This is a genomic window from Tenacibaculum sp. MAR_2009_124 (assembly GCF_900105455.1).
Lineage (GTDB): Bacteria > Bacteroidota > Bacteroidia > Flavobacteriales > Flavobacteriaceae > Polaribacter.
Map to the genome: position 1 here is coordinate 534,784 of NZ_FNSF01000005.1, position 24,791 is coordinate 559,574.

A 24,791-nucleotide genomic window follows, 5' to 3' on the forward strand; every position below is an offset into this window, starting at 1 on the left:
ACTGATTAATGATAATTGATATATGAGTTATTTAGATACCACCAAAGATGTATATAAACAGGCGGCTTTAACGCCAGATGTAGGACTTTGTTGCACCACCAATCCTATTTGGGAATTGCCCGGTTTGAAAATTCCGAAAATCATGCAAGAAATGAACTATGGCTGTGGGTCTACGGTACATGCAAGGGACTTAACCAATAATCCGAATGTTTTGTATGTTGGTGTTGGTGGCGGTATGGAATTATTACAATTTTCCTATTTCTCTCGTCAAAAAAATGGTGTTATTGGTATTGATGTTGTTGATGAAATGTTAGATGCTTCCAAAAAGAATTTCGTGGAAGCCGAAGCCCAAAACGATTGGTTTAAGAGTGACTTTGTTGATTTACGAAAAGGAGACGCCTTAAACTTACCTGTTGAAGATAACTCCATTGATGTTGCGGCTCAAAACTGTCTGTTTAATATTTTTAAAGCCGAAGAGTTAAAAAAGGCTATTGCCGAAATGTACCGTGTATTAAAACCTCATGGTCGTTTGGTAATGAGTGATCCTACTTGTGAACAACCGATGAATGACACTTTGAGAAATGACGAACGATTGCGTGCTTTATGTTTAAGTGGTAGTTTACCTATTACTGAATATGTAAAAATGTTAACGGACGCAGGCTTCGGAACTATTGAAATACGCGCCAGAAAACCGTATCGAATATTAGATCCAAAGAACTACCCTACTGATGAGTTAATATATATTGAATCAATAGAGGTCGCTGCGATTAAAGATCCGATGCCAGAGGATGGGCCGTGTATATTTACAGGAAAAGCAGCTATTTATTTTGGAGAGGAAGAATACTTTGATGATAAAAAAGGCCATACACTATTAAAAAACCAACCCTTAGCTATCTGCGACAAGACAGCAAAGGCTTTAGCTGATTTAGGAAGAGATGATATTTACATCAGTGAATCTACCTTTCATTACGATGGTGGTGGATGCTGTTAAGCTCTTCATTTAAATTAAAAAAGAATAGGCTCAATTAATAGATAAAAAACACCCCAGTAAATTAAAATTCACTGGGGATTTTTTAATTCATAAATATGAATATGCTTTGATTAATACCAAAAGCATCCAAATCTACCACATCGTCCAGCATCACAGAACTCTCCGTAACCTTGAACATTGTGACAGCATCGAGAACCTTGTTGTCGGCAATATCCATTCCATCTACCTCCTCCATTGATTTCTTTTTGATCTTCTTTCTTGATGATTTTTCCAAGATTTAAAATTTGTTTTTTCATAATATGTAAGTTAAAATTGGTTAATCCTTGAATTATTTATAGACACTCAAGTGATATGTCTGTTCTTTTCTAGAAAAGTCGTATTTTAATACTACCAATCGATTTTAAGACTGATAATATTTTTAATGATTATCAGTAATTGACAACAAAAAGTAACTGTCAACCTGAAACAAGTTCGGGATGACGCTACTACTATAATTGCGGCCAATAATGGACAATCAACTATTTTTTAACAAACGAGCTCAATTATTTAGGGTAAATCAATTAACTGTTTGTTCTCATAGAAAGCATTTGCTTTAACTATACACCAAAATGTACTTCATTCAACGGAAAATATCCAGCAACAATTTTATTAATGAGAAAATAGTACCTCTCATAATTCACTTCCTCAGCAAATTACAATAATTTTACGAAACAAAAAACCTCAAAGATTTTAAAATCTTTGAGGTTTTTTCGCATTATTTCTCAAATACCTGTAATCTTCTAGTATTATTTTGAGTTTTTTGTTTTCTTACTTTCTTTTTCTATTTCTTTCGAAGTTTCTTTTATTCGTTTTTCTAGTTCAATAATATTATTGCTAATACTTTGCAATTTCTCAGTATTCTTAGCAACCTTATCATTTATTTTCGCTAAAGTTTTAAGCAGTTTTTTCTTCTTCTTTTGCTGCTTTTTATCCAACTTCACATCAGTATTTTGTAGTGAACGCAGATCTTCTTTAGTTGTTGACAATTCTTTTTTTAGATTACGAATCTTACTCTCTATTCTTACTTTCTTCCCATTGGCTTTATCTAACTTTTGTTGATCTGTCACAAAGTTTCTTTGTAACATTCTCATCATTTGCTGTTGTTGCATCATCATCTGATGGTGCTGTGATGCAATATTATTGATTTGAGCGGCACTAGGTGGACTCGGAAAACTCTGAGAAAACACCACTAATGGGAATAACAATAAATAAAATAGTAGTTTATTTTTCATATAATCATTAATTTAAAAAAACCTATTCTTACCATTTGTAACACTATTTTTAGGTTTTCGTGTATTTCTATTGTAGAAATGTCAGTTCGAGTGTTTTTTACTAAGTGTTAACGAAGTGAAAAATGTATCGAGAACAGCATATAGTATTAGGGAGCACTTCTCGATACAAAATCATTCTTCATTTTATTTCAAATAATTTTACTCGAAGTGACAACCCTAATTACCCTAAATCAATATTTTAAAATGGTATAACACTAACATAATAACCTGAGTTCGATTTAACTTTAACTCATTCCGATGTTTCACTCACAAGTAGACAAAACTTATGAGAGTTAGATCAAGGGGATGAATCCCTTGGCTATATATTTAGTTTTTATTTATCAATTTCTCCAATTGATTCACTTTTTCTAACAAGGTTTTTAAAATCTTGTTCTCTTTTTCAAGTTTATCAATTCTTTCTTCTTGAGATTTTAATGATTTAATTTCCTTATTCTGATTATTGATTTTCTTTTCTTGCTCAATGGTATACAAGGTTAACTCTTCAATTTTCTGTAATAGTTTTGCATCCATTTCACCTAAATAGAAACCATTTTTTTCAACCTCTTTAGCACTAGGAATATCTTTTAAATGCCCTTTTTCTTTGATATGATTTTCTACTTCAGTTAAGGATGGTAATTGATAATCTTCATAAAAAACAAAATCAGACCAGTTCGGAAATGCTTCTACCTTAATTTCTCTTGCTCCAATTGAACCTTCAACGGCTAGTTTATGATTCCCCATGGTGTTTGTACCTATACCAACTTGACCACCATTAAAAACAACGTTTCTATTTGCTCGGTTAACATTCATAACATCATAATACACTCCAGAATATTGGACTCTATGTACTACATTAATATTTTCATTTGCCCATTTGATCTCATAAGATGCAGCATCTTCACTTGTTGGCATTGATAATCTTAAGGCGACCTTATCAGTTTTTGATAATATATCTAATTTCGCATTCGGGCTTGTTGTACCAATACCAATATCTCCTCCAGTAAAAATTACATTTCTATTTGTTCGGTTCATTGTCATCACGTCATAATAAGTATTGGCGTATTGAACTCGATGGACTATATTATTATTCTGATTAGCCCACTTAATCTCATAAGAAGCTGCGTCTTCACTTGTTGGCATTGATAGTCTCAAAGCAACCTTATCAGTTCTTGATAATATATCTAATTTCGCATTCGGGCTTATTGTTCCTATCCCTAAATTGCCATCAATTATTACACCATGTTCAGTTTTACCATTACTATGTGAGGCATTTTTAAAATATGTAGTTTGTTTTGCAATACCACTTCCTGGCATAGTTTTCGGGATAATTTCAAATACACCGTTTGTCCCAGAAAACGGCGTTCCAGTTTTAAAGATTAAATCATTATAAACCCCACCATTTCCAATTCTAAAATCACCTTTTACTTCTAATTTTGAACTAGGATTTGGAACTCCAATACCAACATTACCATTCGCTAAAATCCCTACTTTTTCCGAAAGAACACCATTTAAGGCTGTATGGAATTTAAGATCAAAAGAAGCACTTTGATTTTGTCTAGCAGCCTCAATTCTCGCCGTAGCCCCCCAAGGAAATCCAGAAGCACCTGCAAAATACCAGTCTAATCCCATTGCATTATCACCATTGTTACTTAATTCTTTAAAACTTAATAAAGATTTATAACCTACAATAGAACTCGCTATTGTTAGTTTTTCAGTAGGAGAATTAGTTCCTATCCCAATTTCCCCGTTCTTATAAATAAAATCGGATTTCGATCCGTTTTCAGTTGTAATTTTCTCTTGTGCTGACACTAAGGAATTAATCCCCAACACAGCTAGTACTGCAATTTTTATCCTTGTTTTCATAATCTTTTATTTTAGTTGTTTTTGTTAAGTTCTAATACTTTTTTCAATAGACTTTTCAACTCTTTAATTTCTTTTGCTTGACTATCTAACTGGGTTTTATATTTTTTTAGGTCTTCGATTTTCTTTTCTTGCTCAATCGTATACAAGGTTAACTCTTCAATTTTCTGTAATAGTTTTGCATCCATTTCACCTAAATAGAAACCATTTTTTTCAACCTCTTTAGCACTCGGAATATCTTTTAAATGACCTTTTGCTTTGATATGATTTTCTACTTCAGTTAAGGTTGGTAGTTGGTAATCGTCATAAAAAACAAAATCAGACCAGTTTGGAAATGCTTCTACCTTAATTTCTCTTGCTCCAATTGAACCTTCTACGGCTAGTTTGTGGTTGCCCATAGTGTTTGTTCCTATTCCAATTTTACCATCAGTATTAACTACAAAATCATTCTCACTACTAACTTGAAGTTTTAGTATTTGCGGTGTATTATCAAGTTTTCTACTATAAATAATATTTCTGTTTGTTACAGCTCCTAAAATCATCTTTGAGTTTCCTCCAGTATTCTCTATTGTACTATATGTAGAAGTACTTCCTTTAATATGTAATTTTGAATCAGGATTTTGTTCTCCAATTCCAACATGACCGTTCTTTAAAACATTCAATAAATTACTAAAAGCACCATTATATCCCTCTAAAGAGAAGCGATCATCACGTGCTGTAAATTGCCATCCAGATTTTGCAGTATCAAAAATCTCACCAGTTTTAACACTTCTATTAAAACCAACTCCTACCCAATCGTCACTTGCATCAAAACTTATCCCATCATTTCCATTCATCAATTGAAGTTTAGAACTTGGATTTGGCACACCAATCCCTACTCTTCCAGCACTTGAGATGATCATTTTATCTGTTCCATTCGTTTGGAGTTTTAAATTTTCATCTGCATTAATTTTGAAATTATAATGACTAACTCCATCTGTACCTAAATAATGGCTCGAGTTTAGTCCTGTTGTTCTTTTCCCTTGAAAAAGGATCCCAGTAGAACCCGTAGTCGAAGTAGTTACTACCTTAATTTTGGTCCCTTCATCACTTGACAAATGTAGTTTTTCATTAGGCCCATTCGTTCCAATTCCGACATTACCTTCAGCGTTAATTCTCATTCTTATTTGTGCTATGGAGTTTAAGCCATCCCATGTAAGTAAACTAATTCCTTTATTATAATTTCTTCCATGTGATGTTCCTTGAATCATTAACTCACCATATTCGTTAAAGGGGAAAACTCCATTTGATTCTCTTTTAGATCTATAAATTAAGGGCGAAGCCCAATAAGCGTTAGTAGAAGACCAACCACCATCGTTATCAATACCAGAAGGAATTTTATTTGAAGCACCACTTATCGCATTCACAGAATTATCTGGTGATGAAGAAATTTGACTATAGAGGTTACTAGTGATAATTACTGAAATAGCAATAACCGCAATTTTAATTTTTGATTTCATAATAATTCAGTTTTTAATGATATTAAATAGATAGATTCAAGCAATTGCAAAAGAAAACAAACCAAGTGGAGAGTAATTCACATAGCAACATTAGTAGGTTTTCTTAACAATTAATTTTTGGCAAAGTTAAAAAAATTGTGATACTAATTTTTGATTTTTCTGGGATGTAGATAAACTTCTCTTTTCTATGGACTCTTCGTCACTGCGAAGCAAATACTTTTGCTGTGGCAGTCTCTTTTTAATAGGTAGATTGCTTCATCATTACATTCTTCGCAATGACATTGTAAGAAATCTTCCTTACACCTATAAGTTCTGAAAACTATGGGGTTATATAAAGAATTCTAAAATTGTACCTTTGAGAAAACTCAGATTCTATTTACTCATGGATAAAAAATTGTTCGCATCTATTATTGATAATTATGAAAATTTAAAATACGGTCTCTTAAACGCTCAAACCTTTGATGAAAATCATTTCGGTTTCCCTGAAATCTATTATAAAATCATGGAAAGCGACGAGCAACGTGTGAATGCCTTTAAAAAAGCTTTTGAACTTCATAACAACTTTAAAGATGCCGTTGTTTGTGAAATAGGAGTCGGAACTTTGCCTTTAACCAAATTGTATATGCCTTATGTAAAAAAGGCGTATTTAATAGAGAATAATCCCGATTTGATTCCTTTTATCAAAGAAGAAGTTGCCAAATATGATTGGGCAGATAAGGTTGAAGTCCTTTTTGCAGATGCGCTAACTGTTGAACTTCCTGAAAAAGTAGATCATATTATTGGCGAGTTAATGAGTATTTATTGTGCGAATGAATTTCAGGTTCAAATTTTTCAGCACATGCGAAATTATTTGAAACCTGATGGACACTTATTTCCTAATAGAATTGTAAACTTTGCGCGACTTTGCGAAGCGGAAATAGATACTGATATTCATCATTATCCTGTAATGTTTACGAGACACCAACCGATGTTTCTATCACAACAATTTTTGGTAAACGAAATTGAATTGTTAAAAGAGAAAAAACAAGGTGTGAAACTAAGTTTTTCGGTACCAGTTCTTTTTTCAGGAACCATCAATGCTTTGTATTTAGAATCGTATGTTGAAGTTAGTGAAGGAGCCAACTTTACTGGAACCGATAGTTTAATGCCTCCTACTGTATTAAAAACAACGAATACTTTGGAAGTAAAAGCAGGAGATCTTATTCATATAGATTTTAGCTTCAATTATGGCTGTTCTTTGGATAAGATTAGTTGTGTATTGTCTTAAAATAAGTTCGATGTAAGAATTATTAAACTTAAAAAGTGTCAATGAATTAGTTAACCTTTACAGAAATGACAAAGAACACAAAATTAAACACTAAACATTGATCATTGAACACTTAAAATTCCAGTTGCGTCATTTCAAAGGAGGTAACGACTGAGAAATCTGAAACCAATATTGATTTCTATCTGAAATATTATAATCGTTATTTACAAGGGGGTGAATCCCCTTGGTTTTTTTCAATCTATAAGGAATCTAAAAGCTGAATATCAAAACCGATAATATCTCTAACACCTATTTCCGTCTTATTTATAGATTGGATAGGTGTTACATAGTGCCATAAATCGTTTCCAAAAGTCTTTTCTTCTCCTGTATCCGCCTGAAAAGCAAATTCCCCTACTTCGAGTTCTTTCTGAAAAATGAGCTCATTTTCATCGTTTCTTTTTTCAAAAATTTGTGTTTCACCTCCTGTTATATTCCTTCGATTCACCACCAATGCAGAAATAATATAGTTTGCACCATCTTCATGGACTCCTTCAGGCGAATTTTCACCTTTTACTATTCCTGCGGCAATAGTTCTCATAAAATGAGAAGTAATTTTAAGCTTTTGAATACTTGGATGGATTACAGCCACCATTTTAAAAGCTTCCTGAAGTAATTGGTTAAAAATTGAACGCTTTAATACTTTTTCATCTGCTTCTTTAAAAACACGTTGCCAGCTTCTAAAATCATCTACATTTTGCTCAAAACTACTCTCGGATATTCTTTCGATAACAAATTCATTATCCTTCTTTTCAATTGTAAAAGAGGCTATACTCCTTTGACGAGTGACCATTGAGCTATTTTCAAATTGAGTTTTTTGTTCGCGACCTAATTGCCTTATCCAAGGTTCAAGAATCTCGGCGGTTACTTTTCCGTAGAAATAAGCTTTTCGAATTTCGTTAATCGCGACTACATCTTCCGGAAAAGCAGTTTTAAGATACTTTATCTGATTTTCTCTCACCAAATAACAATCATCTTCAAGGTTTTCAAAAAAAGGCTGAAAACACTTTAAAAAAGCTTTTGTATCAATATTTAAATCGACAAGATTTCCAATTCGAATGGGAGATTTTATTTCTCTCTTTAATTGTTGAGATATTTGTTTTTCGGTGATCATCAATTTTTAAATGGCATCACATAAAATGGTTCAAACTTATGCTCCTTTTTAATATGTGAGATGTAAACTAAATTTCCTGTTCTTTTGAGTTTCTTCTTTATCTATTATAGCAATACCTTGTTGGTACATATCAATTGAAAAATTAACATCTTTATCATTCGTTATAACTTCCCAAGCTTCCTTCATTCCTTCATTCCAATAAATATCATCAAAAATAAATACTGCCTTATTTTCCATTTTTAGTTTTAGTTCATGAAAGTATTCAAGTGTCGGATCTTTTTGATGATTTCCATCGATAAAAAATAAATTATATGTTTCTTCTCGTTCTTTGATGTCCGAAAATGTATCGTCATATAAGCCCTGAACTATTTCATATTTAGAATTAGAAACAATCTCAGAGAACTTGTTTCTAGATATTTCACACAACTTAGGCAATCCTTCCATGGTTGTTAACTTCCCTTCCTTCGTTTTTAAAGCTTCTAGTATATAGGCCCCTGAAACACCTAAGTTTGTTCCTATTTCCAAAACTTTTGGGGAATCCGTTTTATTGACAATATGATATATTAATCTGCACCATTTTGATTTAGAAGAAGCTTTTTTACAAATATCCTTAACGGTACTTTTTGTATCTAATGAAAATATCTCGTATGTAATTTCAGTCGTATCTTCTAATAATTTTTTTCGATAGTTTTCACAATTCCTAAACGAATCTACATCTACTTTTTGATGAGAGTTTGTTTTTACAGATATAAATGCGGTTAATATCTGTTGAAGCGTTTTATTTTCTATTTGAGATAGTTGTTTTAATACAGAAGACTGACGTAGTCTTCTATTTAAAATTAAAAGATGTTTAATAATCTTATTCATTTTCAAATTTGAGTTGTTTCTTTTCTGTAGTTTAAATTGAATTTATTCTTCCTGAAACTGTAAATATTTCTCAACTGTTTTATTTATGGGTGGAATATCTTCTTCTTGAATTGTTTTCAAAATTTCAGCCGTTATTGGCGTGATACTCACAATTCTGTTTGCTTGATATTCGATAATTTTTTCAAACAAATTCCTCGCTACTCTAGCATTTCCAAAATGAGCATCCTTTTTTTCATAAAATTTATCAAATATAAAGTGTAGCTTTTCACGAGCATCTTCGGTTAGAATAAAATCATTCTTCTTGCAGAATAACTCAAATATTCCAAGAAGCTCCGAAGGCTTATAGTGATCAAACGTAAAATAGCGATTAAAACGTGATTGCAACCCTGGATTTGATGTGATAAAGTCTTTCATTTCATCTGGATATCCCGCTACAATAACCACCAGTTCCTTTCGATGATCTTCCATCTTTTTAAGTAACACTTCAATGGCCTCGTTCCCAAAATCTTGTTTATTTTCTTTTGCAAGCGCGTATGCTTCATCAATAAATAACACTCCATTTAGCGAAGTATTAATTATTTCTTCAACTTTTAATGCTGTTTGTCCGACATATCCTGCTACCATTCCACTTCTATCAGTCTCTACCAAATGCCCTTTTTCAAGGTAACCTAAATGCTTGTATATTTTAGAAACCAAACGAGCAACCGTTGTTTTTCCAGTTCCTGGAGGTCCCATGAATACAGAATGTAGTGAATTGTTTACTGTTTTTAATCCTTCCTTTTCACGAAGCTTTTGTACTTTTAAAAAGTTAGTCAACTCTTCTATAGCCGTCTTTATCGGTTCCAACCCAATTAACTCATTTAACTCTTCTAAAACATCATCTAAAGTTTCATTTTCATCAACCTCCGTTTGCTTTACACCTTGAAGTTTTTGCTTAGGATGTAATACATTATCATTAATTTCTTTAAGAGTGCTTTGTTCTTCATCTGAAATGGTTCCATCTGCTTTCGCTATCAATGAAGCTATTCGATATAAAAATGCTCCTGAATTTGTGAAGTGCTTATTATCTAACTTTTTTAGAATGAGCGGTAATAAAAACTCATCCTTAAATTCATTTCCTAAATTGAACAGTGAAGCCTGTTGGATGATTTCAATATTTTTATCGAAGCTTTGCGTTGTCACAAAGCTATTTATGCGTTCAATGGTTAAACTACTGATAATATCGTTCCCTTGTAACTTTTCAAATAAAAAGGCCAGTAAAAACTTTACTCTTAAAGTTGCCTCTTCATTCTTAATATCATGTAAAACAGCAATTTTATTATATACTTTAATGATGTCCTGCAATACAACATGCTCTGCTTTAAATTCGATAGCATCATCGGTTTTCTGAACAATGGTATTGATTACATTTGAAAAGTGTTTATTGCGATTTAAATCTTCAATCAAATCTTGGATTTTCTCCCCTTCATCTTTTAAAATTCCCAAAAACCCATGGTTTATGGCATATTCTTTTTCGGAATTTTCTTTTTGATTTACAAAATCTTTAAACTTATTGGTAAAATCATCTAAGTTCTTTTTCTCTTTGTTGTTCTGAAGTGTTAAATCTTCTATTACAGATTTAAAAATCTCTAAATGATTTTCTATTGTTTTTCTCAGATTAGAATCCCTTAAGGAATCCAAATGAAGAGGTAATGAGTTTGTTTTACTATGTATCTTTTTAGAAGTAACCAAAACATCTATTTCATCTATCGTTCTTTTGGAACTATATATTAATAATACATCTTCCTCTTTCAATTTTAATTGAGGAAAGTTTTTAGATAATTGAAATATTCTAATAGGGTTGATGGTTTTTCCTTTAAAGAAAAACTGACGATCTTCTTGCTTCAGTTTAACTAAAAACTGATCGATCAATCTGTATTGTTTTGCGTTGTACATAGCTGTTTTAATCGTTGTTTAAACCGTTTCGACACTAGACCTCACAGATTTAAAAACCTGTCAGATTTATTCTTTCATTTGAAATATTAACTCCCAGTATCTATCTGCATCATAGAGTCTTCAACATGGTGCACTAATTCATCAAAATGAGCCAATCTCTTGGTTTCTCTGTTTCGATTAAACGGTAAATCAACATTAATATGTTTTACAAAATTAGAAGGTGCATGCTTCATGATGTAAATATCATCTGCCAAATAAACCGCCTCTTGAATGTCATGAGTTACAAATAAAATAGTAGGACTAAACTTTTCCCAAATACCAATCAATAAATCCTGCATTTGCAACCTTGTTTTAACATCTAGTGCTCCAAAAGGTTCATCCATTAATAAAATCTCTGGATTCGACATTAAACTTCTGGCAATAGCAACTCGTTGCAACTGACCTCCTGATAAGTTCGGATATTGAGCATATTTCTTTTCGTGCCCGTCCAAGCCTACCAATTGGATCATTTCCATTGCTTTTTCATCTCTTTCCTTCTTAGAAACTCCCTGAAACTGCAATCCTAAACCTACGTTTTCTAATACAGTCATCCATGGTAAAGATGAGTATTGTTGAAATACCATACTCACTCTATTCTCTTTACTTACAGGTTTCCCTTTTACCAAAACCGTACCCGAAGTTGGTTCTTGCAATCCAGCAATATATCGAAGCACTGTAGATTTACCACAACCAGACATTCCAAGAATAACAGCAAATTGCCCTTGCATTGGTTTATCTTCAATTAGCAAATCTAAGTTTTCTATAATTTGAGTTTTTCCATTATTATACGACTGATGCACTCCACGGAGTTCAATAATATTTTGCGATTGTGGGTTATCAAAAAAATCTAGTGCCATGCTAATGTTTGTTGCCTTTATTTATGTGTTTATATGGAAAAAGCACTTTATCAATCATTACAAATAAACGATCTTGTAGTACTCCTATGATAACTATGATAATTAAAATAGCAAACGCCTTATCTATTCTACTTTGTCTTTTAGCGGTCCATATTAATTCTCCGATACCTCCACCTTTATTCAACATTTCAACAATGGTTATATAGGTCCAAGAAATTGCTGTTAAAACGCGAATATCATCAATCAATTTTGACAATACATATGGGATATAAACTGTTTTTATTGTTTGCCAAGGAGAAGCTCCTAGTGTAAAGACTGTATTTAAATATACCTTTTGAACCTCATCTATTCTTTGAACCACAACAGGAATAAGGTATACAATAATTCCAAAGGCCAGAAAAGATACTTTCATTTGACTTCCTAATCCTAACCACATAATAAAAATACCGGTAACTGCTGTAAGAGGTATAAAACGATAAGAATCGATAATTTTACTAAACAAGCCTCTAAATAAAGGAACTAACCCAAGTAAGAAACCAATTGGAATAGCAATAGCAATTGCCAATAAATAACCGAACACATTTAACTTTATTGAAAAAAAGGTATTTCCAATAACATCGTCGTCTTTGTTTAGTTCTGGAAAAGCTTTAATTACCTTAATAGGAGAAGGTAATAATGGATAAACCTTGTTTTTTACTAAGCCAAAGTCGTTCAATTCTTCCTTACTTAAAAGCTCTAGCTTATCGTAATTCGCTACTAAAATCGAATCATTTTCATAATACGACCTATTTTCTTCTTTTAGCGATGAGGGTTGAATTGTATCATTTTGTGTAACCACATTTTTCGACAAAACTTCCGCCATTAAAAACCATACTAAAACAAGAATTACGCTTCCCAAAACGGTAAGCGTAATTTTTTGTTTAGATTCAAGCTCACCGCGTAACTCGAATAATTTTTTGAAATTATCTTTCACTTGTTTAATTTTTTATAATTCCACACAAAACTCTCTTCATGCAAGAATCAAAGCCCTTTAAAAGGGGTTTATTAGTCTACAACTAATTCAAAATCTGTTCTTCTATTCTTTGCTTTACAATCAGCATTTTGATTGCGTGCACATCCAGGAACAGGTTTGTCTGGACCATTACCAATAATGATAAATCTATTTTTTGGCATGCTATGTTCCGATATCAAATAATTAGCCACTGCTTGTGCTCTTTTCTTTGAAAGTGTTATGTTAGAGTTTCTGTTTCCTACATTATCTGTATTCCCTTCTATTCTAATTCTAGCATTCGCAAATGCTCTGGCTATAGATGTAAACTGAATATCAATCAATTGCTTCGCGTTTTCACCTAGTTGGTACTCACCAGTATTAAATGAAATACTTACTTTTTTTGATGATAACGACTCTTTATCAACCAATTCAGGGTTAACAGCTGTAAACACTTTTTGCTTTTCTGGTGTGTGATTAGCTCCTGTTAACGACTTTGTTTTCGTAACTAAATCTTTTGTAGAAAGTAATCTCCAACTCTTTGCACCCGCTGTACTATACCCTAAATTATTGTACTTAACTTTCATTTTGTTATATAAGTCCTCACCAGTAACACCGTTATAACTTTGATTTAAGCCAAAGAAATTTTCATTATCACCATGAGTTGCTAAACGAACATTGTTAATAGCATCATAACAAAAGTCTTCTGGCTGTGATAATCCTTCCGCCAAAATTTTGGCTGCTTTTCTTTTATTTGCATCAGAAGCATTTAACTCTGAAGCGCCGATCATCCAACCTTCATATAAATCTTTCAACTGATCTTTATGAGTTTCCACAAACTCTTTTTTAGCCACAAAAACATCAGCAATAATATGCGTAGCGTTTTTAGTACTTTCTAATACTCTTGCTCCTGCAACTTTACTTACACAGTCAGCATCATCCGGACTCCAAACTACAGCAGCATCAACAGTTCCACTTTTAAAGGCATCAGCAGCATCAATTGCACTTGGCACCTCAACAATAGTAACATCTTTCGGAGTTAAATCTCCAGCTTCTAATAACCAAATTAAAAATGAGTGTGATGGCGTCATTGGTGCTACCGCAATTTTTTTACCTTTCAAATCACGCACCTTATTGATTCCTCTTCTCGAAACAATAGCATCTCCACCACGACTCCAATCTGCTTGGAATACAACTTGAGGTTGATACTGAGCTAATCCAGCTACTTCTGTTGGAAACGCATCTATCGTTGCCCACATTAAATCTATATCTCCATTTTTAAAAGCATCACGCGAGGCATCAAAATCATCAATTACCTTAAAATTTACTTTGAATCCATAATCTTTATAAAATCTCGATTGCGCGTTTTCTTTAAAACCTTCATTGAAATACTGTCCTCCGGCATAACCACCCCAAGTTACTACTCCAATGTTTAAAACATTGTTGTACCCTTTTTTAGGGGCTTCCATTTCTTCCGTTATTTCCTCTAATTTTTCTTTCACTTTAGGATTTGCGACCAAATTTGTCAGCAAATAATATCCTAATCCCAGAATAGCTCCTACGATCAGTAATTTAGATAATGGAGTTAACCTTTTTCCTGCCATAATTAATAGTTTGATATTTTGTTAAAAATTGAATAAATCTGAATATTGATTATTTTGGTTATTTCTGTTTTGTTTTAGTATTGGTGCATCTAAATCAACACTATGACTATCATTAACTAGTAAGTCTTTTTGATTTCCAAGAATTAAAGAAACGCCTTCTTTTTCCCATTTATCTAATAACTCAAGCCCTTCTTCTTCAAAAACACCATTTTGTAAGTCAATTGAATCCATAAAATTATTTGACATTTCCATAAAACGTTCCATTTCGCCAATTTTCATGCTCACATCATCTGCAATTGCTTCTAAAGCTCTGTCGAACATTTCCTTTTTATCAGAATTCCCTGCTATAATATTCATCGCTGACTTCATTGCCGAATGACTTGCTCGAATTGCTTTTCTTTCTTGCTCTTTTACCATTACTTGATCTTCGATATCCTCCAGTAAAATTTCTGAATTTTCGTACATTTTAGTAAGAACTCTGTATAAAATTTCCATTTTTCTATACAGTTCGTCTAACTTCATATTCGACTCTTGCAAACGTCCAGCTTTTCTAGATTTAAGGATCATAATTCCCTTCTTATCCTTTTCCTTCGCGGCACTTGCGAGTTTAAGATTGTTATTGATACTTTTTTTGTTATCGTTCATGATTTGTTGCAACCTTCTCATCTGCCCCTTTAAAACAGCAATCTGTTTGTTCATCTTCTTTAAGTTGCTCTTTAAATCATCTACATAACTCTTTAAAATACCTATTGGATCTATTTGAATAAAAAGACCCGTAATCCATCTCATAAAGGATTTATACATATAGAAAATAAGGCTGCGCATTTTAGGATCTAGAATCATGTAAATTAACGCCCCTAAGACCGCCAATAAAACACCTAAATACAACGTGTTTTCAACTATCGTAATTAAGTAAGGAAGCACTTTATATAATCCATACAAAGCTCCAGCTCCTAATAACCCAGTAAACAACATTCCAGTTTTACCTTCGGGTCTTTCCCAAAACGATTTTGGTGTTAAGTTTTCCATTTTTATTTTAAATATTGTTTCATTTTTTCAACATCCTGCTCAAGTTGAGTTCGCAAATGTAGATATGATAATTTAAAGTCGTTTCTTGTTTTATCTATCTTTGTTTTACTCTCATCTACCACTTTTCTTAGCTCTGTTATTTGAACCTGATGCTTGGTAATTTCTTCGGTTAATTGCTTAATCTTTTCAGATTTTTCTTTAATGATTGCATCAAATTGAACGATTTCTTTCTCTTTGTTACCAACTTTAGATGTTAACTGTCCTTCAAAAGCTTTCGTGAATGTATTATTCTCTTTATCTAAGACTTTTATATAATGAGTTGTCGATTCAATAAGATTCTCTAATGTAACTCCCATTGTTGAAGCCGTTGCAAAAGTAGAACGATATTTAGTTGATTCATCCATCGGTATTTTTTCCAAAGCCTTTAGTGCTTTTTTAAATTCCAGATAATCAAATCCATCTAAATTATTCTTTTCTATCGCTCCTAATAACTTATCGATAATACCATTATCAACCTTTCCTGCATTTGTTGTTGGTTGTTGATTTGTGATATTCTGTTTATTAGCAACTACTTCTTTTTTCGGTTGCTCTTTCTTTTTTTCTGTAGGCTCTTTCTTTTCATCAGTCGAATCATCTACAATAAATAGTGATTTTAGGTTTTTAAGCATAATATATTAATCGAGTTTCAACAAATTTAATAAAAATAAGCAATTGCTTATTCCTTCTTTATACATAAGCTATTTCACAAGCCTTTTCCAACCTATTTTTAAAACAATTAGCAACACCACAAAAAGTCCAATTAAATAGGTTACGCTTCCAATAAAAAACACTCCAATAAATATTTTTTGCACAAAATATGTAATGATCAATGTCACGAAAATCAGCAAAAACAATCCAGAAAGTCTATCGAAACCTGGAATTCGTTTCAATGTAACTGTCTTTTTTATAATCATTAAAAGCACAAGCATTGCCGCTACAGGTAAGTAATAAGTCATTACAGGTAAGCTTAAAAGGTTTACCTTCAAAAAAAACAGATTGTAAACTATTAACATCAAAGACAACAAACCAGGTATAACAGCAGCGTAGATTAAAAAAGTGTATACATAGCGAATTGGGTTCTTGAAATTGTCTTCATTTACAATCAACAACCCCACTAACGAAATAACTCCAAGGATAATATAATAATTAAGAATAGCACTTGAATTATTCGCTATAAGATCAATGATATCCTGTACTGTCATTGTTTTTCTTTTTTATTTACCATAATAGTAACACTTATATGTGTACTTTTGACATATTTTGTTACTTTTATTTTGTTATAAATTTAACTTTTTTCGAACTTTTCGTTTATTCGCAGTTTTTCCGAAAGAAATCAAGGAATATGCCCAACACCAAGAAAATATTTAAAAAAATTCTTATTTGGAGATATAAAAACATCTCTGAACGCCAATTTGTTTATTTACTCAGTATCCTAGTAGGATTTCTATCTGGATTAGGAACCCTGCTTTTAAAAAACTTGACGTTCTTTTTTCATTATATTCTGGAAGGTAAATTTATTAAGGATCTACATCACTCCTTGTATTTTATTTTTCCTATTATCGGGTTGGTTATTGTCTTTTATTTGAAGAAAAAAATAATTAAAAAAGATATTGGCCATGGTATTTCAACAACCCTGCATGCTATTTCACAACGAAGCGGAATTATTGAACGTTATAAAATTTATGCTTCTTTATTAACTGCTCCAATTACCGTTGGTTTTGGTGGTTCTGCCGGATTGCAAGGACCTGCCGTTAGTACTGGAGCTGCACTCGGATCGGGTGTTGCTCAATTATTTCATATGAACACCAAAACGCGTATGCTTTTAATTGGTTGCGCAACTGCTGGTGCTATGTCGTCAATGTTTAAGGCTCCTGTTGCCGCCATTATTTTTGCTGTAGAAATATTTAGTTTAGATTTAGCTTTTGCTTCATTAGTTCCTCTTTTATTGGCGTCGGTTTCGGCTGTAATCACTTCTTACTTCTTTTTAGGAAAAGATATTCTATTGGGTTTTGAATTACAAGACGACTTTATTATTAAAGACATTGTTTTTTATATATTTTTAGGTATTGGAACGGGAATTGCCTCTGTTTACTTCTCAAAAATGTACTTTAAAATCACTCGATTTTTCAACCTTTTTAAAGACCCTTTCCATCGTCTTATTTTGGGAGCTATAGCTATTGGTATTATGCTCTATTTTATTCCGCCTTTGTATGGTGAAGGATATGACATTATTAATAATTTATTAGAAGGAAATGAAGAAAAAGCTTTAGAAGGTATTCACTACTCAGTGAACTTTAATAATGTTTGGATGGTTATTCTCTTTTTATTGTTAATTACCATTTTTAAAGCTATTGCCATGACCACAACTTTTGCAGCTGGAGGAGTCGGGGGAATATTCATTCCTACTTTGGTAATGGGAAGTGCCTTAGGAAATGTATTTGCTAAAATAATCAATCAGTTTGGAGGTAGTGTTTCTGAAAGTAACTTTACCTTAATTGGAATGAGTGGATTAATGGCAGGTGTGCTACATGCTCCTTTAACCGCTATATTCTTGATCGCTGAAATTACTGGTGGTTATGATTTATTCGTTCCCCTTATGCTAGTAGTTGCCATATCGTATGCTTTTACAAAATACTTTATTTCAAATTCCATCTACACCATTGAACTAGCCAAAAGAGGAGAGCTTATTACGCATAACAAAGACAAAAATGTGATGATGATGATGCGAATTGACAAACTCATTGAAACCAATTTTAAAATCATTCACCCAGAAATGACTTTAGGCAAAATGTTGAAAGGCTCAGTTGCAAAATCTTCACGTAATATATTTCCAGTAGTTGACGATAAAAATCGCTTTTTAGGAATTGTTTTATTAGACGATATCAGACCTTTAATGTTCGAGCAAGAGTTATACGATAAATTAACCATTCAGGTTTTAATGAAAAGTGCTCCTGCTATTATTTTCCATGACGATTCCATTGAAACTGTTATGAAAAAGTTTAAAGAAAGTGGCGCTTGGAACCTACCAGTAATTAAGCACAAAAGGTATGTTGGATTTATTTCCAAATCGAAGTTACTTTCAGCTTACCGAACAAAACTTATTGAGTTGACTAGTTAGCATCATTTATCAATCGAAACTACTAAGCAAACAATGTTGCAAATGCCTCCTCAATTTTACTTACTAAAATAAGTTTAATCGAATGATTTTTTGAGGTGATTTTATTATATTTAGAAGTAACAAACGTTTTATAACCAAGCTTTTCTGCCTCAATAATACGTTGATCTATTTTCGAAACGGGTCTTATTTCCCCAGCCAAACCAACTTCAGCAGCAAAACAAGCATCTGGATTAATAGCTAAATCTTGATTTGATGACAAAATTGCGGCCACTACAGCCAAATCTATTGCAGGATCGTCCACATGAATTCCTCCGGTAATATTTAAAAAAACATCTTTCGCTCCTAGTTTAAATCCTGCTCTCTTTTCAAGAACAGCCAAAATCATATGCAGTCTTTTTAAATTATACCCAGTAGTTGTTCTTTGAGGAGTTCCATAAACCGCGGTACTTACCAAGGCCTGTATTTCAATCATTAGCGGACGAACGCCTTCTAAAGTTGAAGCAATAGCGGTTCCACTTAGATCTGCATCTTTCTTAGAAATTAATATTTCTGAAGGATTTGATACTTGTCGTAATCCGTCAGATAACATCTCATAAATACCTAACTCAGCAGTGGAACCGAACCTGTTTTTCTGAGAACGTAATATTCGATAGGTATGATTTCTATCACCTTCAAATTGCAATACCACATCAACCATATGTTCTAATATTTTCGGACCTGCAATATGTCCTTCTTTATTAATATGTCCGATTAGTAAAACAGGCGTAGAAGTTTCTTTTGCAAATTTGATAAGCTCTGCAGAAGTTTCACGGATTTGAGAAATACTACCTGGTGAGGCTTCTATTGAATTTGTATATAAGGTTTGAATAGAATCGATAACCAGAACATCTGGTTGCACTTCTTCTATATTCTTAAAAATTTGTTGTGTATTCGTCTCCGTTAAAATCAAACAGTTTGAAGAACTTGCATTCAATCGTTCAGCTCTCATTTTAATCTGAGACTGACTTTCTTCTCCCGAAACATACAACACTTTCTGAGGAATTTGTAATGCTATTTGAAGTAACAACGTAGATTTTCCAATTCCTGGTTCACCGCCTAATAACACAACAGCTCCCTTTACCAATCCTCCCCCTAAAACATTATCGAGTTCGTTGTTTCTACTGAAAATTCTTTCCTCAGGATTTAACTCAATATCTTCAACTTTTAAGGGTTTTGATACCTTTTTTTCAGATTTCGATGGCGTTTTCCAACTTCTTTTTTCTTCCTTTTGAATAACCTCTTCAACAATAGTATTCCATTGCTTACAAACATTACACTGCCCCACCCATTGCGCATGTTGGGTTCCACAATTTTGACAGAAAAAAGTAGTTTTGGTTTTTGACATCTATAAAAAAGTATTGAATAACAACAAAGCTATTTATTTTTATTGTAAATCGGTAACAACACAAAAGCTAAACCACCAAAAACAATAATCATTACCGTTTGCGCGGTCCACATAATCCAACCAAAAGCATTGGCAGGTTCTTCTGGTATACCAAATAAAGCAAATGCTCCTGCAACCGCTATTGGATACAACCCAATACCGCCATTTGTTGCGGCAATACTGAATCCTCCAGCAATAAAACCAATCAACACAGCTCCTAATGGAACGTTTAAATTATCTATGGCAGGTATCGTTGCCCAAAACATAGCAACGTACATTACCCATATAAAAACTGTATGAAAAATGAACGCCCATTTATTTTTCATTTTGAAAATACTGGTAGCACCTTCAATAAGTCCAGAAACAAAATTCTTAATTTTTAACCCAAATCCTTTCGTTGCCTTTTTTACATATCTCGAAAAAATGAAGAAACCAACAACAAGAACAGTGATAATAATCCCTATCTTTTCTAAAGAAAAATTGTTAGTAAGCAATTCATAAATAAAATCAAATTGTACAAAAAGTGTAATGCAAATAATCAGTAGCATCATCAATAAATCAGCAATACGTTCGGCAACGATTGTTCCAAAACCTTTTTCAAAAGGAATTCCTTCATAATTTGTCATTACAGCGGCACGAGAAACTTCCCCTGCCCTTGGAACAGCGTAGTTTACTAAATAGGCTACTAGTACGGCCATTGTGCTATTACCGAAATCAGGTTTATACCCCATCGGCTCCAGCAAATACTTCCATCGATAAGCTCTCGACAAATGACTCAAAATCCCAAAGGAAAGCCCTAATACAATCCACCAATAATTAGCATTCTGAAAATACTTTAATAAGGTCTCAATTGAAACCTTTGATAAAGAATACCAAACTAAAAAACCTCCCAAAATGAGAGGTAATATTATTTTTAGAGTTTTTTTTAAATTCAAAACTAAATTTATGTTAACGTGTTATCGGCTTCGTTTGGGAATACCAGTTTCGGTTTAAAATTTTTAGCTTCTTCTAATTCCATAAAGGCATATACAATCAAAATAAGCACATCTCCTTTTTGAACTCTTCTAGCCGCTGCACCATTCAAGGTTATTTCTCCGCTGCCTCTTGGCCCTGGAATTGCATATGTTTCCAAACGCTCTCCATTATTGTTATTTACAATTTGAACACGCTCTCCTTCAATAATTCCGGCAGCATCCATCAAATCCTCATCAATGGTAATACTTCCAATATAATTTAAATCAGCACCAGTAACTTTTACACGGTGGATTTTTGATTTTACAACTTGTACTAACATACTGCAAAAATAGGTCTTTTTTAATGAATACTAATTTCTTTATGATGAATTTATTGCAATCCTATATTATCAATTAATCTGATATCTCCAGCAAAAACAGCTATAAATGCTCTGTATCTGATTCCAGACTCAATACTCTCAGGTGTTTTCAATGTTTTCTCATCTGCAATGGTAAAGTATTCCAGTCGAAGTAACTCTTGTTTCCTAAACTTTTTCTCCACCCATTGTGTTAACTCTTCAACATCTTTCATGCCAAATTTACGTTTGGCTTTTTTTAGTGTTTTATAAATAAAAGGCGCCACTTTTCGATGCTCTTCAGAAAGTCTTGTATTTCTCGAACTCATGGCTAAACCATCCTCTTCTCTAAAAATCGGTCTCCCTTTTACTTTTACTGGAATATTATATTTCTCTACTAACTTTTTTATAATTTGTAATTGCTGAAAATCTTTTCTACCAAAGTATGCTGTATCAGGTTCAACAATTTCAAAGAACGCTTTCACAATGGTTCCAACCCCATCAAAATGACCATCTCTAAACTTTCCTTCCATTTGAAACTCCAATCCATCAAAATCAAACTTTTGAGAAACAACAGTATCTGAATAAATTTCTTTTACTGATGGAGTAAACAAAACATCACATTCTATTTTAGTCAATAATTGTATATCATTGTCAAGTGGTTGGGGGTATTTTTCTAAATCTTGTTTATTATCGAACTGTGTTGGGTTTACAAATATACTAACCACAACTAAGTCATTTTTTTTCTTAGCTCTTTTGATTAATGACAGGTGCCCTTCATGCAAAGCCCCCATAGTTGGAACAAAACCAATTGTTTTTCCTTCTTTTCTCTGAAGACTTAAAAAGGCTTTTAATTCGGATTTTAATTTAAATATATTCATTAGCTATTCATTGAAAATCGTGCTAAATTAGGAATTTAACACGATTTTAGCATAAAAATTCGTATTTTTGCATCCTCATACTAAGAGTTCGATTTAATGAAGGATAAGAGAATACTATATGTTTCTTCGGAGGTAACACCTTATTTACCAGAAACAGAATTAGCATCAACCTCGTTCAATGTAGCGAAACAAGCACATTCTAAAGGAGTTCAAACACGTATATTCATGCCGCGTTTTGGGGTGATAAATGAAAGAAGACACCAGTTACACGAAGTAATTCGTTTGTCTGGTATGAACCTTATAATTAATGACATGGACATGCCACTGATTATTAAGGTCGCTTCGATTCCAAAAGAAAGAATGCAGGTTTATTTTATTGATAATGATGAGTATTTTAAGCGTAAAGCAATGTACTCAGATGAAGATGATCAACTTTTTAACGATAATGATGAGCGCATGATTTTCTTTGCAAAGGGGGTTGTTGAAACCGTAAAGAAATTAAACTGGGCTCCAGACATTATCCACGTTCACGGATGGATGGCTTCTTTATTACCTCTATATTTAAGAGAATTTTATAAGGAAGAACCTCTATTTAATCAAAGTAAGATTGTAACTTCGCTTTATAGTAATGGTTTTGAAGGCGAGTTAAATAACGGACTAGCCGATAAAGTGCGCTTTGATAAAGTAGGTGACAATAAAGTTTCAAATTTAGAAATACCAAATCATACTAATATTTTAAAAAGCGCTATAGAAAATTCTGATGCAGTTGTAAAGGGTAGCGAAATTATTCCAGAAGAAATCGAAGAATTTATCGCCAAAAGCGACACCAAAGTTCTAGAGTTTCAACAGGAAGAAAACCTTACAGAAGCGTATTTAGAGTTTTATAAAGAAAATGTTTTAGAATTAAGCGAGTAAACGTAAAGGATGATTAGAAAAATTGGTATTTTAGGGGTGGGACTATTCTGTTTAGTCTCAATACTTTCATGTGAAGAAGATTTTAACGATATTGGGAGTAATGTAGTAAAAAACACGAAGTTTGACACAAACGAGGTTGAACTTGAAATAGAGATTACTCCAATTGACTTAGAAAGCGTAAGAGCTGATAATGTAAGTTTAGGAAATGGAATTTCTGAATATTGGCTGGGAGTATATAATAGTGGAAACTATAAAACCTTAGAATCTTCATTTTTAAGTCAACTAGGACTTGCAACAAACCTAAGAACTGTAGATGTTGAAGCGGCATCGGACGATTACCCTATTGATTCTATTTATTCTCTCGATGATGTAATTTTAAAACTACCATATACTTCAACAAGAAATGGTAATCATGACGATGGGTCTCCTAAATTTATTCTAGACTCATTATTAGGGAATCCTGATATTGCAACAAATATTAAAGTTTACAGAAACGGAACGTACTTAAATCTTCTAGATCCGAGTAATCCATCAGAGTCAAATTCATATATGTCTAATGAGACTTATATTGAGGAAGAGTTATTGAATAATGATGCTTCTTTTAGTTTCAAGCCTGTTGACACAGACACTATGTATACAATTACTAGAACTAGGACAACAGATTTTACAAGCAACGCTACTGAAACTTTCGACACCGAAGAAAAATTAAGTACAACAGGACCTTTTATAACTATTCCTTTAGATAAAAATAGAATGAAAGAATTGTTTTGGGATAAATTTGGAGATTCTGAATTTACATCAACGCAAGAGTTCGCTAACTATTTCAGAGGTGTATATGTAAAAGCTGAAGGTACTGATGGTTCTTTATTACCATTTAACCTTTCTAGCAGTAACCCAGCTGCGGCCGTTGAATTTCACTATACAATATCAAGATTTGAGAAAGAAGAAGGAAATGACAACCTAGTATATAAAGATACTATAGCATCAAAATATTCATTCCCTTTAAATGGAATCCGAAATGCTTCTTACAAAATGACACCAGCCAGTAACGCTATTCCAAATGATAATTTTGTTATTCAAGGAACAGCAGGAACCATGGCTCAAGTTAAAGTTTTGGGAGTAAACTTAGCCAAAATAAGACAGAATGATCCTAATAATGCTATTTTGAAATATGAAGAGTTCGATAACAATCCTCAGGACGACTACTTGAGCTTAGAAGAATTAGCTACGGTTAGAGATACAGCAAATGACAGCTTTGGTCTTTTAATTAGTGACGCCGCTCTTACATTCTACATAAACCAAGCTATAAATACGGATAAAGATATTGTGCCTCAACGTTTATTCATTTATACAAATGAAGATGACGACAGTGGTAACTCTTTACCTAAACACGTAATTGATGCTTACAGTGAAAGTCAGTTCTTCAATGGAAACTTAGTATCAACTGACGACGATCAACCAGAAAAATATACAATTAGAATTACCGACTACATATCTAACCTTCTTGATAGAAGCTCTACTAACTTTGCTCCTTTAATTTTAAAGGCTTACAATAACCCAACTGATAATCCGTTTTTAACCGGTGCATTAAACACTAATGTATTTACCTACAATTGGAACCCTAGGGGTGTAACCTTATTAAATCAAAACGAATCTACACACGGAGCAAAAAAAGCAGTTTTGAAACTAACATATTCAGAAAAAAGATAA

At 32.8% G+C, this 24,791-nt stretch carries 22 protein-coding genes; 5 read left to right on the forward strand and 17 right to left on the reverse strand.

Going from position 1 to position 24,791, the window contains the following annotated elements; translation table 11 throughout:
* The first annotated feature begins 22 nt into the window (after positions 1-22).
* Positions 23-991, forward strand: a complete 969-nt coding sequence (gene arsM / locus BLW23_RS13025; RefSeq protein WP_093670526.1) for an arsenosugar biosynthesis arsenite methyltransferase ArsM — start codon at positions 23-25, stop codon at positions 989-991.
* A 110-nt stretch (positions 992-1,101) separates the two neighbouring features.
* Here arsM and BLW23_RS13030 read toward each other — a convergent pair whose 3' ends face one another.
* The 4 genes from BLW23_RS13030 to BLW23_RS13045 form a co-directional block, all read right to left on the reverse strand.
* The gene (locus tag BLW23_RS13030; protein WP_143032171.1) at positions 1,102-1,287 is read right to left on the reverse strand and encodes a hypothetical protein; all 186 of its coding nucleotides are present in this window, start codon (positions 1,285-1,287) and stop codon (positions 1,102-1,104) included.
* 489 nt (positions 1,288-1,776) lie between these two features.
* Positions 1,777-2,262 carry a hypothetical protein gene (locus tag BLW23_RS13035; RefSeq protein ID WP_093670530.1) on the reverse strand — a complete coding sequence of 162 codons (486 nt, stop codon included), beginning with the start codon at positions 2,260-2,262 and terminating at the stop codon, positions 1,777-1,779.
* A gap of 366 nt (positions 2,263-2,628) precedes the next feature.
* The gene (locus BLW23_RS13040; RefSeq protein WP_093670532.1) at positions 2,629-4,164 is read right to left on the reverse strand and encodes a hypothetical protein; all 1,536 of its coding nucleotides are present in this window, start codon (positions 4,162-4,164) and stop codon (positions 2,629-2,631) included.
* 11 nt (positions 4,165-4,175) lie between these two features.
* On the reverse strand, positions 4,176-5,660 hold the full coding sequence (locus BLW23_RS13045; protein WP_093670534.1) for a hypothetical protein: 1,485 nt from the start codon (positions 5,658-5,660) through the stop codon (positions 4,176-4,178).
* A gap of 355 nt (positions 5,661-6,015) precedes the next feature.
* On the opposite strand from BLW23_RS13045, the gene BLW23_RS13050 reads away from it, so the two are divergent.
* Positions 6,016-6,927 (forward strand): rRNA adenine N-6-methyltransferase family protein, encoded by a 912-nt coding sequence (locus BLW23_RS13050; protein ID WP_143032172.1) that lies wholly within the window; start codon positions 6,016-6,018, stop codon positions 6,925-6,927.
* A 238-nt stretch (positions 6,928-7,165) separates the two neighbouring features.
* On the opposite strand, the gene BLW23_RS13055 is transcribed toward BLW23_RS13050, so the two are convergent.
* The 9 genes from BLW23_RS13055 to BLW23_RS13095 all read right to left on the reverse strand — a co-directional run bounded on the left by BLW23_RS13055 (position 7,166) and on the right by BLW23_RS13095 (position 16,637).
* Entirely contained in the window at positions 7,166-8,077 is a 912-nt protein-coding gene (locus BLW23_RS13055) for a 2OG-Fe dioxygenase family protein (RefSeq protein ID WP_093670538.1), read from the reverse strand.
* Between the two features lie 48 nt (positions 8,078-8,125).
* Positions 8,126-8,944: an O-methyltransferase gene (locus BLW23_RS13060; protein ID WP_093670540.1), complete on the reverse strand. Its 819-nt coding sequence runs from the start codon at positions 8,942-8,944 to the stop codon at positions 8,126-8,128.
* Between the two features lie 42 nt (positions 8,945-8,986).
* A complete protein-coding gene (locus tag BLW23_RS13065; protein ID WP_093670542.1) occupies positions 8,987-10,879 on the reverse strand; it encodes an AAA family ATPase in 1,893 nt (630 codons plus the stop codon).
* Positions 10,880-10,965: 86 nt separating this feature from the next.
* Positions 10,966-11,775 carry an ABC transporter ATP-binding protein gene (locus BLW23_RS13070; protein ID WP_093670544.1) on the reverse strand — a complete coding sequence of 270 codons (810 nt, stop codon included), beginning with the start codon at positions 11,773-11,775 and terminating at the stop codon, positions 10,966-10,968.
* A 1-nt stretch (position 11,776) separates the two neighbouring features.
* Complete coding sequence (locus tag BLW23_RS13075) at positions 11,777-12,748, reverse strand: ABC transporter permease (RefSeq protein WP_093670546.1); 972 nt, start codon at positions 12,746-12,748, stop codon at positions 11,777-11,779.
* 71 nt (positions 12,749-12,819) lie between these two features.
* Complete coding sequence (locus BLW23_RS13080) at positions 12,820-14,367, reverse strand: phosphate ABC transporter substrate-binding/OmpA family protein (RefSeq protein WP_093670548.1); 1,548 nt, start codon at positions 14,365-14,367, stop codon at positions 12,820-12,822.
* Positions 14,368-14,388: 21 nt separating this feature from the next.
* A complete protein-coding gene (locus BLW23_RS13085) occupies positions 14,389-15,396 on the reverse strand; it encodes a PspA/IM30 family protein (RefSeq protein ID WP_218134053.1) in 1,008 nt (335 codons plus the stop codon).
* Positions 15,397-15,398: 2 nt separating this feature from the next.
* On the reverse strand, positions 15,399-16,064 hold the full coding sequence (locus tag BLW23_RS13090; RefSeq protein WP_093670552.1) for a hypothetical protein: 666 nt from the start codon (positions 16,062-16,064) through the stop codon (positions 15,399-15,401).
* 69 nt (positions 16,065-16,133) lie between these two features.
* The gene (locus BLW23_RS13095) at positions 16,134-16,637 is read right to left on the reverse strand and encodes a hypothetical protein (protein WP_093670554.1); all 504 of its coding nucleotides are present in this window, start codon (positions 16,635-16,637) and stop codon (positions 16,134-16,136) included.
* A gap of 140 nt (positions 16,638-16,777) precedes the next feature.
* Between BLW23_RS13095 and BLW23_RS13100 the strand changes: the two genes are divergently transcribed.
* Positions 16,778-18,553 (forward strand): chloride channel protein, encoded by a 1,776-nt coding sequence (locus BLW23_RS13100; RefSeq protein ID WP_093670556.1) that lies wholly within the window; start codon positions 16,778-16,780, stop codon positions 18,551-18,553.
* A 22-nt stretch (positions 18,554-18,575) separates the two neighbouring features.
* Here BLW23_RS13100 and radA read toward each other — a convergent pair whose 3' ends face one another.
* Genes radA through panC form a run of 4 tightly spaced genes read right to left on the reverse strand, consistent with a single transcriptional unit; the run spans position 18,576 to position 22,166 of the window.
* Complete coding sequence (radA, locus tag BLW23_RS13105; protein ID WP_093670558.1) at positions 18,576-19,937, reverse strand: DNA repair protein RadA; 1,362 nt, start codon at positions 19,935-19,937, stop codon at positions 18,576-18,578.
* A 29-nt stretch (positions 19,938-19,966) separates the two neighbouring features.
* On the reverse strand, positions 19,967-20,911 hold the full coding sequence (locus BLW23_RS13110) for a lysylphosphatidylglycerol synthase transmembrane domain-containing protein (protein WP_093670560.1): 945 nt from the start codon (positions 20,909-20,911) through the stop codon (positions 19,967-19,969).
* An 8-nt stretch (positions 20,912-20,919) separates the two neighbouring features.
* Positions 20,920-21,270 carry an aspartate 1-decarboxylase gene (gene panD / locus BLW23_RS13115; protein WP_093670562.1) on the reverse strand — a complete coding sequence of 117 codons (351 nt, stop codon included), beginning with the start codon at positions 21,268-21,270 and terminating at the stop codon, positions 20,920-20,922.
* A gap of 50 nt (positions 21,271-21,320) precedes the next feature.
* On the reverse strand, positions 21,321-22,166 hold the full coding sequence (gene panC, locus BLW23_RS13120; RefSeq protein WP_093670564.1) for a pantoate--beta-alanine ligase: 846 nt from the start codon (positions 22,164-22,166) through the stop codon (positions 21,321-21,323).
* A gap of 96 nt (positions 22,167-22,262) precedes the next feature.
* Here panC and BLW23_RS13125 point away from each other — a divergent pair, with 96 nt between their 5' ends.
* Together BLW23_RS13125 and BLW23_RS13130 are read left to right on the forward strand one after the other, a co-directional pair.
* Positions 22,263-23,081 carry a glycogen/starch synthase gene (locus BLW23_RS13125; RefSeq protein WP_093670566.1) on the forward strand — a complete coding sequence of 273 codons (819 nt, stop codon included), beginning with the start codon at positions 22,263-22,265 and terminating at the stop codon, positions 23,079-23,081.
* Between the two features lie 9 nt (positions 23,082-23,090).
* On the forward strand, positions 23,091-24,791 hold the full coding sequence (locus tag BLW23_RS13130; RefSeq protein WP_093670568.1) for a DUF4270 family protein: 1,701 nt from the start codon (positions 23,091-23,093) through the stop codon (positions 24,789-24,791).

Excerpts from the sequence above, each read along its gene's own strand:
- BLW23_RS13085 (WP_218134053.1), bottom strand. The coding sequence starts at position 15,396 with ATGGAAAACTTAACACCAAAATCGTTTTGGGAAAGACCCGAAGGTAAA.
- panD (WP_093670562.1), bottom strand. The coding sequence starts at position 21,270 with ATGTTAGTACAAGTTGTAAAATCAAAAATCCACCGTGTAAAAGTTACT.
- BLW23_RS13130 (WP_093670568.1), top strand. The coding sequence starts at position 23,091 with ATGATTAGAAAAATTGGTATTTTAGGGGTGGGACTATTCTGTTTAGTC.
- BLW23_RS13125 (WP_093670566.1), top strand. The coding sequence starts at position 22,263 with ATGAAGGATAAGAGAATACTATATGTTTCTTCGGAGGTAACACCTTAT.
- BLW23_RS13100 (WP_093670556.1), top strand. The coding sequence starts at position 16,778 with ATGCCCAACACCAAGAAAATATTTAAAAAAATTCTTATTTGGAGATAT.
- BLW23_RS13060 (WP_093670540.1), bottom strand. The coding sequence starts at position 8,944 with ATGAATAAGATTATTAAACATCTTTTAATTTTAAATAGAAGACTACGT.
- BLW23_RS13090 (WP_093670552.1), bottom strand. The coding sequence starts at position 16,064 with ATGCTTAAAAACCTAAAATCACTATTTATTGTAGATGATTCGACTGAT.
- arsM (WP_093670526.1), top strand. The coding sequence starts at position 23 with ATGAGTTATTTAGATACCACCAAAGATGTATATAAACAGGCGGCTTTA.
- panC (WP_093670564.1), bottom strand. The coding sequence starts at position 22,166 with ATGAATATATTTAAATTAAAATCCGAATTAAAAGCCTTTTTAAGTCTT.
- BLW23_RS13035 (WP_093670530.1), bottom strand. The coding sequence starts at position 2,262 with ATGAAAAATAAACTACTATTTTATTTATTGTTATTCCCATTAGTGGTG.
- BLW23_RS13080 (WP_093670548.1), bottom strand. The coding sequence starts at position 14,367 with ATGGCAGGAAAAAGGTTAACTCCATTATCTAAATTACTGATCGTAGGA.
- BLW23_RS13055 (WP_093670538.1), bottom strand. The coding sequence starts at position 8,077 with ATGATCACCGAAAAACAAATATCTCAACAATTAAAGAGAGAAATAAAA.
- BLW23_RS13070 (WP_093670544.1), bottom strand. The coding sequence starts at position 11,775 with ATGGCACTAGATTTTTTTGATAACCCACAATCGCAAAATATTATTGAA.
- BLW23_RS13095 (WP_093670554.1), bottom strand. The coding sequence starts at position 16,637 with ATGACAGTACAGGATATCATTGATCTTATAGCGAATAATTCAAGTGCT.
- BLW23_RS13065 (WP_093670542.1), bottom strand. The coding sequence starts at position 10,879 with ATGTACAACGCAAAACAATACAGATTGATCGATCAGTTTTTAGTTAAA.
- BLW23_RS13045 (WP_093670534.1), bottom strand. The coding sequence starts at position 5,660 with ATGAAATCAAAAATTAAAATTGCGGTTATTGCTATTTCAGTAATTATC.
- BLW23_RS13030 (WP_143032171.1), bottom strand. The coding sequence starts at position 1,287 with ATGAAAAAACAAATTTTAAATCTTGGAAAAATCATCAAGAAAGAAGAT.
- BLW23_RS13040 (WP_093670532.1), bottom strand. The coding sequence starts at position 4,164 with ATGAAAACAAGGATAAAAATTGCAGTACTAGCTGTGTTGGGGATTAAT.
- radA (WP_093670558.1), bottom strand. The coding sequence starts at position 19,937 with ATGTCAAAAACCAAAACTACTTTTTTCTGTCAAAATTGTGGAACCCAA.